This is a genomic window from Bacillus sp. JJ722 (assembly GCF_036963345.1).
Taxonomy (GTDB): Bacteria; Bacillota; Bacilli; order Bacillales; family DSM-1321; genus Bacillus_AD.
Genome location: NZ_JBALMO010000024.1, coordinates 16783 through 29022, shown reverse-complemented (window position 1 = coordinate 29022; position 12240 = coordinate 16783). Strand labels below are relative to the sequence as shown.

Here is a 12240-nt window from a genome sequence, read left to right as displayed (position 1 = left end):
AGATTTTACAAATTCATATTTTCTGCTTAAGCTCTTAAAATTAAATAATTAATATATCCATTCCGATAGAAATTCTGAATTTGATGGGTATTCAAGTTGAAAATTTATTAGGCGTACAACTGGATCTAGTAATACTATTGCCGCTTCATATGAAAGATTTACCTAATGTCCACTATCGGTGTTAAATCATATTCTTTTTATCGCGTTATGTTTCGTCCTCAAAGGACATATAATTTTAGGGGGTGTATTATGTAATGAGTATATTTTTCTACTTTGTGATGGTAACTCTTTCTTTAGCATTCATAGCAACTGTCATGATGCTTCAAAGATATAAAAAGAGATTTAGCAGTATGGTAGGAATGGTTCTTCCAATGGTTATAGGAACTTTTTATGGGGTAACAACCGGAATCTTATTTGGCTCGCTATTTCAAGGTAACCTCTTTTACTCTACAGGTTTCTCAATTCTAATAGGAGTCCTTGTAGGTACTTCCTGTGGGTTAATTCTAGGAATCATTCCATCGATTGAAGGATTTATTGCAGGATTAATGGGTGGGATGATGGGGGCAATGTTAGGAGATATGATTTCCGACTTTCAATCAGCTATAATGATAAATATCTTTCTAACACTTTCAGTAAGTTTATTGTTTTTATTAAAAGCATTATCTATGCAACCAGAAAAAGAGTCTCAGAAATATACTCGTAAGTGGCTTTTAAAACCTTTCTTTATATTTGTAACATTAACCTCTTATTTACTTCTTGGCAGTCATTTAAACAAGCAAGGAATTTCTTCTATAACTAATATATCGAATGAAAATAGGCATGTAAGTCATCAAGAAAATACCCAACCATATAAGAATCAGCTATCGGTTGTCACTATCAATGTTCAGCCCTCCAAATTTTCATATGAGCCTTCAACAATACAATTAAAGAAAAATCAGAGAGTTTCCCTTATCTTAAATAATGAGGATATGATTGATCATGATATTGAAATCAAAAAAATACCTATTGCCAAAGAAGATACAAACTTACATATTGAACATCAAAATCTGAATTCTGATTTTCACTTACATTCGTCAGCCTCAAAACAGGAGAAAATCACTTTTACTCCTATAGCACTAGGAACATATGAGTTTTACTGCACCATTCCAGGCCATAAAGAAAAAGGAATGATTGGTACTCTTACCGTTACAAAGTAAACAATTGATTAATCGTTTCATACTGAAAAAAGGCAAGCCCTTGTAATATGCTTGCCTTTTGAACATTTACTCTAGAACATTGGCTATTCGTTATTCTGCTTCAGAAACAACTGTAAAGCGTTCATTTATATGTTGTGGATTTTCGATTTCATCTAATACAGCTATCGCATAATCCGCATAGCTAATATAGCTTTGACCATTATTATTCACTAGCAAATGATCTCTTCCTTTTTGATAAGAGCCTGTTCTTTTACCATTTGGATCGAAAAAGGCAGAAGGACTGATAAATGTCCATTTAATAGATTCACTTTTTTGTAAAAACTCTAAACAGCCTTTCTTAGGAAGTATAAGTACCCTCCAAGGAAAAAGAGAACAAAGCTTCCTCCTACAACAGTTAATAATTGGTCCCATGGAACAAAGAATACATCTTCTGTATTACCACCGACATTCATCATCATAAAAGGTTGTGCCCATGGATAGTATGGGCCAAAGCGCTCAGAATTCACTGCTAAAATAGATGGTAATGTGAAGATAACATTAACGGTAAACGGTGCAGCAAAGCTTTTCCACATAATAGACATCCACAACTGCAGTGCAACTAATGGGAATGTCGCAATCCATCCCCCAATAATACTCTTCCAAATAATATCTATCGGAAATGGATCTGTATACCCTTTTTGCATACCTACTACAAATATAGAGACAAGATATAATAATTGGCTAATCAATACAATTATCATTAAAAGAGCATATTTAGCTATAAATACTTTTCCTCTAGTCACAGGCAATGCTAAAAGCTGTTTCCAACCGCCAGCTTGATGTTCATATCTACAAATCAGACCTGCAATAACACCTGTAATAAGTGGTAAAAATAACAATCCATATGATAGATTCATAGTTATTAAAGTTCCATACCATTCGTAACCAGTATCAACAGGGAAATTAGATATTAATCCGATTAGAAGTCCAATCAATGGACCTACAAGGATTATGGTCATAGCTTTTGTTTTTCTAAGCTTATACCATTCTGATTGAATAACAGAAAACATATTATTTCACATCCCTTCTAGTAAAATCGAACATACCCATTACGTATAAAAGAAATCCTACCCCAATACCAAGCGCGACATTGATCAGCGGTTCATTCCACTCATTCAATAACGTTGGCCACTTCCAAATCATCCAATCTGGCAAATAATAAGCTGAATAAGTTAAAATTACCCCTATAACACCTGTAGTAATCGGAATACCTTGGTTTTTACTAACGGTCGCAATCCAGAGCTGAAGCGCCAGTATCGGTAATGCAGCAAAATAAGGATAGAAACTCTGCTTAATTAGATCGATATACGGGATCGTATCCCCTAAATCTAAAATAATCCCATAAATAAGTGTAAAAATCATCAGTAACAAAGAGGCTATGAGTAATAAAGTAGCAAGAACAGTAAACTTTGATAAGTAAATACTCATTTTTGACACAGGTAAGGCGACAAGTTGTTTCCATGCATTCGTTTCATTTTCAATACTCGCCATGAAAGATGTTAAGATCACTATTCCTAATACAATTGCAAGTGGTGTAAAAGAACTTATATTCGATAAGTAATATAACCAATCATCATCACTTTGGCGTAGTAAATAATCTTTTCTGTACCCATAATTGAGCATTTGCATAGCGACAACACCGAATGGTCCTAAAAACGTCAAAAACCAGAAACCTTTTCGTTTAACTTTTAAAAAATCAGCACCTAAAAGTTTTCCAATCATACTACCTGCTCCTCAGTTGTCATTTGAAGGAAAATATCCTCTAATGCTCTTTTTTGCTCTTCTATACGATAGATTGAATACCCATCTTGGAATAGCTCACTAACTGCCTGTGCTACTTTCTCATCCGAACTTTCATTCAATAAAATTAATCCGTCTTTATATTCTGCTTTTATTCCTTTCGCTAATAATGAACGCCATGCTTTCTGACTATCACTTACTCTTAGCGAAATTTTTTCTTGAGCAAGCATACGCATCGCTTCGATTGAATCTTGAAAAATCATTTTTCCTTTCGTAACAATTCCAACAGTTGTTGCCATTTGATCAATTTCTGACAACAAGTGACTCGATATTAAAACAGTCATCCCGTATTCAGAAGGTAATCGTTTAATTAAATGACGGATTTCAATTATTCCAGATGGATCAAGTCCATTTGTTGGCTCATCCAATATCAATAACTTGGGATTATTTAATAGAGCAGCTGCAATACCCAAGCGCTGCTTCATACCAAGAGAAAATCCCTTTACTTGTTTATTTGCGACGTCTGTCAAACGAACAATATCTAATACTTCATGAATTCTAGTTTTAGGCACTCCTAAAATTTTTCGCATGGCTTCTAAATTCTCATACGCTGTTAAATGCGGATAATAGGACGGATTTTCTACTAATGATCCAACATTTCCTAATATTTCTATTCGTGCGTTTTTTAGCTCCTTTTGAAAAATATGTATCGACCCAGATGTTGGTTTCATGAGCCCTAATAGCATACGGATTGTCGTTGTCTTTCCCGCGCCATTTGGACCTAAGAAACCATATATTTCACCTTTACGGATTTTCATGTCTAATCCTACTACAGCATCTTCATGCCCAAAGCGTTTTGTTAAATTTTTTGTCTGTATAATATATTCCAATTCTCTCACCTCACAATCAATATTAGTGACTGAAGGTTAAAACTAGGTAAGTAGAAAGTTTAAATTTTGTTTAAAAATAATTTTTTAAGATTTTTTAAGAACATACATGGTTTTCAACTAAACCGAAAGCGCCAAATATATGTATTCTAACAAAATCAGCAAGTTTTTTTATTTCATGTAACCTACTTCGGAGGGCTGACAAAGCGTAAAAGGGCTGTTCGAAAAGTAATTTTCAATCACTTTTCGAACAGCCCCAAAACTCTAGTTATTTATAATTCTTTATTTGAATATTTGTTCCATGCGCACTTGTTTCAATATCCCAATCCAAATTCATACCCTTTACCATCATTTCAACAATTGATAAACCAATTCCTGCCCCTTTTTCACTTGATGTCTTTTTCATTCCTTCTCCACGATCTGATATGATAATCGCATCATAGCTATCATTTGACTCTGTTTTCACCTTAATATACAGACCCTCTTTTGCATGTCGTAGTACATTTTGAAATAAATTATCTAATATGCGTCCAAACCAAATAGGGTCAATCATCCAATTCGCTTTCTCAAATGAAGATAATTCAACTTCAATTTCAAAACCTTCTTTTTCAAAAACGGGATACCATGAAGAAAAAAATTGGCGCACAAACCGAACAACGTCGATTTCTTTTGAATCAAGCTTATATTTACTAGCCATTAGCAGAGTATAAGACATTAAATTTTCAATTAATCTATCAATATTTTCAATGGAAGCTTCTATTGATGTAACAGCTTGCTTTCCTTCTTGTGACAATTCCTCTTGAACTATAGAATAGGTTTGCGCTCGAATTTTTGTTAACGGAGTTCGTAAGTCATGAGATAGGTTAGCGATTAGTTCACGTCTTAATTGTTCCTCATCCTGCTCACGTTTTTTACTCTCCCTTAGTTCGAACACCATTTGATTAAACGTTTGTTCAAGTTGTCCAATTTCATCATCTTTCTTTAAATCGATTTCGATTGGCAGACCGTCAACATCGCGTATCTCCATTGCATCCTGCAATTGAATTAAACGCTTTCTAATGCTTCTAAAAAATAAAAAAGAAACAGTAATAAATAATAAAATGATACTTAATACACCGATGAATAAAAGATTCCCGTATTCATCGTAGATTTTTGAAACAGGTGGGTCAAACGTGTCTCTAGGAACCTGTAATACAACGAAACCCTTATTCTCATCATTCCCGACAAATGCTATTACTGTAAAAGGGTCATTATCATAGTGTTCTTTAATAAATTTTGCTGTATAAGTAGGTGTCCACTGAGTAGGAAGTTGTTCTTTCACGTCCAATTCCTCTACAAGAATACCTCTCTCGTTAATCCAAAACATTGATGCTTCAGGATATTGTTGTTTCCATTTCGAAAAGTGTTTCTTTATCGTTGCTTTAGAGGCATTTTGTATTTTGTTTGCTTCATTATGCCATTGTTCTTCTACTACTTTCATATCCATGTTCTCTGCTTTTTCATCATCAATATTATTAGTTAAACTAGACACAAATATTGCGATAAGTAAATAAGACAATTGAATAAGAATTAATGCCATAAAAATAATGAGCATATATTTTGCCAACAATGATCGGAAAAACTTCATATTTTCACCCTATATCCAAGACCACGAATGGTATCAATAATCGTTGGTTTGGCTGGGTCCTTCTCGATTTTTTCACGTAAATAACGTATATGTACCATTAATGTTTTATCGCCTTCGATGTAACGTTCTCCCCAAACACCTTCATATAGTTGTTCCTTCGTTAATATTTGATTTAAGTGTCGAATAAAGTACTGAAATAGATGATATTGCTTTCCGGTTAACTGAATTTCTTCGTCTGTATCTTTATGTACAATTCTCATATCTTTTGTAAATATGGTTAAATGTTGTAGTTCTAATATATCATCATTCTTTTGAAATCGTCTTAACAATACTTCAACACGCGCAGAAAGCTCTTCAGGGTGAAAAGGCTTTGTTACATAATCATCCGCAAAATTAAGGCCTTCTATTTTATCCTCTAGTGCAGTACGCGCAGAAAGCATTATAATAGGCAAGTCCTCTATTTCTTTCTTAATTCGTTTTCCGATTGAAAAACCATCTAAGCCAGGCAACATAACATCTAATATGACTATGTCTACAGTTAAAAGATGTTTTTCAAATCCTTCGCCTGTTTGTAACCAAGTTACATCGTATCCTCTTTCTATTAAGTCTTTTGTCACCCATTTACCTATATCAATTTCGTCTTCTATATATAATACATGAGTCATTTTCTCCCACCTTTTCATGATCGAATAGAATCTATTCCTATATTTTAAAACTCCACTATCACATGAAGTGCCCAATAGAAATCATATCTAAGGGTTTCAATTGGTGCAACTTTTTCTATAATCGTTTCCGGATTTCTAGTAATAATTGACGACATCCTTCTTGAGTAAAACATTTCTTAATAAATGTTGTCATTTATTTTCAATGATTCTATTAAAAACATAGCGTAATACTCGTATTCCTTATTATACTGTGAAATAAAAAATAGACACTCCCTCTATCCAAGAGGTGTGTCTATTTGAATGATTTATCATTTACTTAATTGATTTAGGTGGTTAACAAGCTCTTTTGTTCTAGAGCAAAAAGGCGCATGATCTGATATTAAAGTAATTATTTTGTTACAAGGCGTTTCTGTGTGCATTTTACGTTGGAAATCGATCGGAATGGCATGATCTAACGTTGTTTCAATATAGATACGACTTACCTTTCCGAATTTATCTTCTGATAGCTTTAACTCTTGTTGAAAAGGGCCTAATGGTTGAGGACGCATTTGCTTAATAGCAGCTTGTTTAATGGCATCATCTTCTGTAGCATTAAAAAATGTTTGTTCAATAAGTTCGGGTATTAGCTCTGCAGTCATATCTTTCTCATTTATGGAAAACTGTGGTCCTTTTTCTCCTGCTGATTTCCCTCCAAGGCTTTCACCATTTTGAGGTAAGAATGCACAAAGATAAATTAATTTATCGATTTTATCGGGTATATACTCAGCTGTTTGAGTAATAACGATTCCACCCATACTATGTCCAACAAGAATTACTTTTTCATTTTGTTGATTAATAACATCGACTACTTTATCTACATATAAATCCAAAGTTACATCTTGTGGAGGGGTCATATCTTTTCCACTTCCAGGTAAGTCTAGTGTAACAACTTTATGTCCAAGTGATTCAAGCTCAGGTTTTACTAAATCCCATGCCCATTCTCCTTGCCATGCTCCATGTACTAAAACGTAAGTACTCATTTATAAAAACACTCCTTTATTTGCGGATATATTTCATCTACATTCAATATTGATGATGTATACTTAGTGTATATTAAGTGAATTGATAAATATAATGAAGATTATTTATAGATGTTATAAATATCTTTTATATAATGAGAAAAGAATGAACCTTTTTGATTTTAAAGTTTTCAAATATGTGGCTCATTTGAAAAGCTTTAGTTCAGCAGCCAAAGAATTACACATGACACAGCCAGCTATTACACATATCATTAACAAATTGGAGAAGCATTATTCCTTAACTTTATTTGATCGCTCTAGACAAGGTACGGTTCTCACGGAGAATGGTGAGGAGTTTCTAGTTTGTGTAAATCAACTTCTTAACGAGTACGAAAATCTTGAAAATATGGCTTTTAAATTGAAAAACAAGAATCTTTATAAACTAGTATTAGCTACGTATCCTTCAGTCACAGTATACTGTTTGGCAGAATGTATGGAATTGGGGGATTTTGATCAAAGTCAGCATGTTCTGGCTGTTCGAGAAGGTAGTCATCAAGAAGTTTTAGAGTGGATGTCTTCCGGTAACGCCGACTTTTCTATTTCCATAAAAGAAGATTTAATTCATGGATTTCATCATCATTTAATTGGAGAGGATCCCTACGTTTTAGTTTCTGGAAAATCAGTTCCGTCCAATCTTACTACTACTGATTTGAAAAATTATCCTTTTATCATGCCCCTTTCTGGTTGCAAAGAGGTACTTGAACCGTATTTAAAGCAAAATAAAATAGCCATTAATAAAGTAATGGAGTCTGAGACAATAAGTTCTACGTTAGCTCTTACACTACAACTAAACGGTATAACGATTGTTCCGTTATCAGGTCTAAATAAACAAATTATTAATGATTTCATCATCCAACCATTAGAAATCAAAATCCAACGGCAACTCATTATGCAATGGTCTCCTAAAAAAGACAGTGACCCATTGTTCACTTCTTATATAGAAAACTTGTTGGCTCAATTACAAAAAAGAAAAGCTAATTCTAACACAAAATACGAGTAAACAAATTGATAAAGATGTTAGCATGATGAAATTGTGTCCATAACGAGCTAAAAGATGTTACCCCTAAACTAATCCACTGTTTAATAACCGATTGAGAATAATGTGCATAATATATGTTTATTACAAGTCAGGATGGCGATTTATCCATTGATCCCCTTTATATTTTTTTATGAGAATATCATCCTCGTTATTGTATAAAGTCGATTAGTAAGGAGAGACAATAAGTTGGTTACAATTCATTTCTTTGAAAATAAAACACTAGTACTAAGTCAACTAGTAAACAATGTTCCTTCGGTCAATGATGAAATTAAAATAAAAGGCCGTAAAGGAAAAGTTTTACGTGTTAATAACGTTAAAGATAATGTAATCCATGTCCACATTCTATTTGATCAAGTTATTAAAACTAAACCGCTAGCTTTTGATAATAAAAAGAAAAAACGCTAATTTGTTCTAGTAACATTACTATTTAAACTTGATTTAATGCCTCAAAATTTAAAAGCAATGCGTTTCACTATTCGAAATGTATTGCTTTTTTTAAATGTTCATTAATTAGGTTTTCTTGAGATATAGGTTTTGTATATTTTTTAATATTGATTTACATCAACACAAAAAACCCCATAATACATCTTTGGAGTTTAGTGGTAGGATTTTTAAAGTCCGAAACCCAGACGGTTTGATATGTGTTGTCCAACTTGAATCATTCGTTTTTGTAACTGTTCTAATCGCTCTGTTGTCATACGGATGGTTGATCCTGATACACTCACTGCTGCAATGACATTGCCTAAATGATCAAAAATGGGTGCTGCTATACATGTTATACCATATTCATTTTCCTCTAAATCATAGGCGAAACCAAGTTCTCTGACTTTTGTTAATTCTTGCATTAATTCTTCTTTATCGATGATTGTATGTTTTGTATGTACTGGCATTCCTTTTTCTTCAAGAATAGTAGATACTACATTTGTAGGCAAGTAAGCGAGTATAGCTTTTCCGACAGAAGTACAATGCATTGGAGCCCGTTTTCCGACACGTGAATGCATTCTTAATAGCTCATTACCCTCAAGCTTTTCAATATATACTACTTCCCCTTGATCATACACAACAAGATGAATCACTTCGTTCGTTTCATTTTCTAATTCATTTAAAAATGGTTGAGCTTCTTTTCGTAAATCGATTGATTCTAAAAGCTTTGAACTAATTTCGAGAAATTTATATCCAAGCTTATATTTTCCATTTTCAGGGTCCTGTTCTACATAGCCATATTGTACGAGTGTTGATAAGATTCGGTAAACGGAACTTTTATTTATATCTATTTGATTAGCAATCTCAGTAACACCAAGACCACCTTTTTTTAAGCTTAATATTGTAATTATATCTAATGCTCTACTAACGGATTTAACCATGTTTTCTCTTTCCATTTTTCATCACCTCCATATAGTATATCAGTTTTCTAACATAATTTTTGGTACATAACTGATTAATTTGTGGATGTTTTCTTTTCAAATTCAGAGGGTGTCTCAAAAGTTTATCTTTTGTAGGACACCCTCGTTTTTAAATATTTTATATTGAATTATTGTTTTACAGTAAATTTCTCTTTTGCTTCTAGACGACGGCGATGTAAAATCGGTTCTGTATAACCATTTGGCTGATCATATCCTAGGAACACTAAATCACACGCAGCTTGGAAAGCAACTGAATTATTATAGTCTACGCTCATTGGGCGATACAAAGCATCATCTTCATTTTGTTTGTCAACTAGTTTTGCCATGCGTTGTAACGTTTCTAATACTTGTTCCTTAGTTACAATTCCATGATGTAGCCAGTTTGCAACGTGTTGACTTGAAATACGAAGAGTTGCTCGATCTTCCATTAGTCCAACATTATATAAATCAGGTACTTTTGAGCAACCAACTCCTTGCTCAACCCAACGAACCACATAACCTAGAATACCTTGAGCATTATTATCAAGTTCTTCTTGGATTTCTTCGGCGCTCCACTCAGGATTTTCTGCTAATGGAATGACTAGAATATCATCTCTTAAATCAGCTGCTTGTTTAACTAATTCGTTTTGTACTTTTCTTACATCTACTTGATGATAGTGTAGGGCATGTAAAGTAGCAGCAGTTGGTGATGGAACCCAAGCTGTACTTGCACCAGCATTCAGATGACCGATTTTTTGTTTAATCATTTCAGCCATTAAATCAGGCATAGCCCACATACCTTTACCTACTTGAGCACGTCCTTGGAAACCAGCACTTAAACCGATTAATACATTAGACTTTTCATAGCTCTGTAACCAGGTTGATGATTTCATATCGTTTTTACGAATCATAGGACCAGCTTCCATCGATGTATGCATCTCATCGCCAGTTCTATCTAAGAATCCAGTGTTAATGAACACTACACGATCCTTTACTTCAGCAATACAGTTCTTCAAATTCAGGCTAGTTCGGCGTTCTTCGTCCATAACACCAATCTTAAGCGTATGACGTTCTAATCCAATCATATCTTCAATTCTATTAAATAATGTGTTAGCAAACGCTACTTCTTTCGATCCGTGCATTTTTGGTTTAACGATATAAATGGAACCTTCTGCGGTATTTTTGAAGTTACCATTCCCGAGCAAAGTATGTTTAGCAATTAAACTAGTAATAACCCCATCAATAATACCTTCGTAAACTTCATTTCCATTTTGGTCTAAAATTGCATTAATGGTCATTAAATGCCCAACATTACGAACAAATAATAAGGAGCGACCGTTTATTGATAGTTTGCCACCTTGAGGAGCATTATAGTGACGATCATCATTCATTTTACGTGTTAATGTTTTGTTTCCTTTTTTGAAAGTTGCTTCTAAATCACCTTTCATCAAACCTAACCAATTACGATATACAAGTGCTTTATCTTCTGCATCAACAGCAGCAATTGAATCTTCACAGTCCATAATCGTAGTAACAGCTGATTCAATTAAAACATCTTTAACACCAGCGCTATCGTCTTTTCCAATTGAATCATTACGATCAATCTGAATTTCAAAATGTAGACCATTGTTTTTTAATAATATAGCAGTAGGAGCTTGCTCGTCACCTTGGTAACCTATAAACTTCTCTTCATTTACTAAGCTAGTTAGATTATCATTATCCAATGCAATAACTAACTTTCCTTCTTCTAAGCGATATTGTGTAGCTTCAGCGTGAGAAGCATCTTTTAACGGAGCAGCTTGATCAAGGAATTGCTTTGCAAAGTCAATTACTTTTGCTCCACGAATTGGATTATAGCTACCACCGCGTTCAGCACCTTCCTCTTCGCTGATTGCATCGGTGCCATACAATGCATCATACAGGCTTCCCCAACGTGCATTAGCCGCATTAATTGCATATCGCGCATTGTTCACCGGAACTACTAATTGTGGACCTGCTTGAATAGCAATTTCTTCATCTACATTCGTTGTTCTAATTTGAAAATCTTCTACTTCGTCTTCTAAGTAGCCAATTTCTTGTAAAAACGTTTTATACTCATCATCATTAAAGCTATTAATATTCTTTTTGTGCCATTCATTGATTGTATTTTGAAGCTCATCACGGTGAGCTAACAATTGTTTGTTTTCAGGAGTTAAATCAGCAATAATTTTTTCAAAATCATTCCAGAATTGATCCACTTGCACGCCGGTTCCTGGAATGGCTTCATTATTTACAAAATCATATAATTCTTTTCCTACTTGTAAACTTCCAACTTTTATATATTCAGTCATAGAAAAATCCTCCTTAAATTTGTAGTATCATAAAGTTGTTTCTTATTACAAAACAGCGTTTTGCGTTTGTTGCAAAAAAATATGAATTTGATCTTTACTATTAATTTCCCCTCTCTTTGTTTCTTATTACCAAACGACGTTTCTGATTATTTTTAAAATACATTACATGTATTTAACCACGTATATTCTTGATTTTCAATATATTTTTGTAAATATTAAGAAAATTACCCAAAAATACGTTAGCTTTTATAGTAAACTATGAGTTTTTTCTAGCTAT

At 33.6% G+C, this 12240-nt stretch carries 11 protein-coding genes and 1 pseudogene; 3 read left to right on the top strand and 9 right to left on the bottom strand.

What is annotated here, in order from left to right:
* Positions 1-254 precede the first annotated feature (254 nt).
* Positions 255-1196: a cupredoxin domain-containing protein gene (locus tag V7014_RS04070; protein ID WP_335504441.1), complete on the top strand. Its 942-nt coding sequence runs from the start codon at positions 255-257 to the stop codon at positions 1194-1196.
* A 90-nt stretch (positions 1197-1286) separates the two neighbouring features.
* Here the strand turns inward: V7014_RS04070 and V7014_RS04065 are convergent.
* The 7 genes and pseudogenes from V7014_RS04065 to V7014_RS04035 form a co-directional block, all read right to left on the bottom strand.
* Positions 1287-1523, bottom strand: a pseudogene (locus V7014_RS04065) (NAD(P)-dependent oxidoreductase); the annotation flags it as partial.
* Entirely contained in the window at positions 1520-2245 is a 726-nt protein-coding gene (locus tag V7014_RS04060) for an ABC transporter permease (protein WP_335504439.1), read from the bottom strand. The pseudogene V7014_RS04065 and the gene V7014_RS04060, both read right to left, overlap by 4 nt.
* Position 2246: 1 nt before the next feature.
* Positions 2247-2957: an ABC transporter permease gene (locus tag V7014_RS04055; RefSeq protein ID WP_335504437.1), complete on the bottom strand. Its 711-nt coding sequence runs from the start codon at positions 2955-2957 to the stop codon at positions 2247-2249.
* On the bottom strand, positions 2954-3865 hold the full coding sequence (locus V7014_RS04050) for an ABC transporter ATP-binding protein (protein ID WP_335504436.1): 912 nt from the start codon (positions 3863-3865) through the stop codon (positions 2954-2956). The genes V7014_RS04055 and V7014_RS04050 overlap by 4 nt, the downstream gene beginning before the upstream one ends.
* A 265-nt stretch (positions 3866-4130) precedes the next feature.
* The gene (locus V7014_RS04045; RefSeq protein WP_335504434.1) at positions 4131-5489 is read right to left on the bottom strand and encodes a HAMP domain-containing sensor histidine kinase; all 1359 of its coding nucleotides are present in this window, start codon (positions 5487-5489) and stop codon (positions 4131-4133) included.
* Positions 5486-6154 (bottom strand): response regulator transcription factor, encoded by a 669-nt coding sequence (locus V7014_RS04040; RefSeq protein WP_335504432.1) that lies wholly within the window; start codon positions 6152-6154, stop codon positions 5486-5488. Before V7014_RS04040 ends, V7014_RS04045 begins: the two co-directional genes overlap by 4 nt.
* Before the next feature lie 308 nt (positions 6155-6462).
* Entirely contained in the window at positions 6463-7173 is a 711-nt protein-coding gene (locus V7014_RS04035) for an alpha/beta fold hydrolase (protein ID WP_335504430.1), read from the bottom strand.
* A gap of 145 nt (positions 7174-7318) precedes the next feature.
* Here V7014_RS04035 and V7014_RS04030 point away from each other — a divergent pair, with 145 nt between their 5' ends.
* Both V7014_RS04030 and V7014_RS04025 read left to right on the top strand, forming a co-directional pair.
* Positions 7319-8212: a LysR family transcriptional regulator gene (locus tag V7014_RS04030; RefSeq protein ID WP_335504428.1), complete on the top strand. Its 894-nt coding sequence runs from the start codon at positions 7319-7321 to the stop codon at positions 8210-8212.
* 225 nt (positions 8213-8437) lie between these two features.
* On the top strand, positions 8438-8656 hold the full coding sequence (locus V7014_RS04025) for a hypothetical protein (RefSeq protein WP_335504426.1): 219 nt from the start codon (positions 8438-8440) through the stop codon (positions 8654-8656).
* Between the two features lie 206 nt (positions 8657-8862).
* Here the strand turns inward: V7014_RS04025 and V7014_RS04020 are convergent, their stop codons facing one another.
* Positions 8863-9630 carry an IclR family transcriptional regulator gene (locus V7014_RS04020; RefSeq protein ID WP_335504424.1) on the bottom strand — a complete coding sequence of 256 codons (768 nt, stop codon included), beginning with the start codon at positions 9628-9630 and terminating at the stop codon, positions 8863-8865.
* A 152-nt stretch (positions 9631-9782) separates the two neighbouring features.
* Positions 9783-11963, bottom strand: a complete 2181-nt coding sequence (locus V7014_RS04015) for a malate synthase G (protein WP_335504422.1) — start codon at positions 11961-11963, stop codon at positions 9783-9785.
* Positions 11964-12240: the final 277 nt, after the last annotated feature.

Excerpts from the sequence above, each read along its gene's own strand:
- V7014_RS04070 (WP_335504441.1), top strand. The coding sequence starts at position 255 with ATGAGTATATTTTTCTACTTTGTGATGGTAACTCTTTCTTTAGCATTC.
- V7014_RS04020 (WP_335504424.1), bottom strand. The coding sequence starts at position 9,630 with ATGGAAAGAGAAAACATGGTTAAATCCGTTAGTAGAGCATTAGATATA.
- V7014_RS04060 (WP_335504439.1), bottom strand. The coding sequence starts at position 2,245 with ATGTTTTCTGTTATTCAATCAGAATGGTATAAGCTTAGAAAAACAAAA.
- V7014_RS04040 (WP_335504432.1), bottom strand. The coding sequence starts at position 6,154 with ATGACTCATGTATTATATATAGAAGACGAAATTGATATAGGTAAATGG.
- V7014_RS04045 (WP_335504434.1), bottom strand. The coding sequence starts at position 5,489 with ATGAAGTTTTTCCGATCATTGTTGGCAAAATATATGCTCATTATTTTT.
- V7014_RS04055 (WP_335504437.1), bottom strand. The coding sequence starts at position 2,957 with ATGATTGGAAAACTTTTAGGTGCTGATTTTTTAAAAGTTAAACGAAAA.
- V7014_RS04015 (WP_335504422.1), bottom strand. The coding sequence starts at position 11,963 with ATGACTGAATATATAAAAGTTGGAAGTTTACAAGTAGGAAAAGAATTA.
- V7014_RS04030 (WP_335504428.1), top strand. The coding sequence starts at position 7,319 with ATGAACCTTTTTGATTTTAAAGTTTTCAAATATGTGGCTCATTTGAAA.
- V7014_RS04035 (WP_335504430.1), bottom strand. The coding sequence starts at position 7,173 with ATGAGTACTTACGTTTTAGTACATGGAGCATGGCAAGGAGAATGGGCA.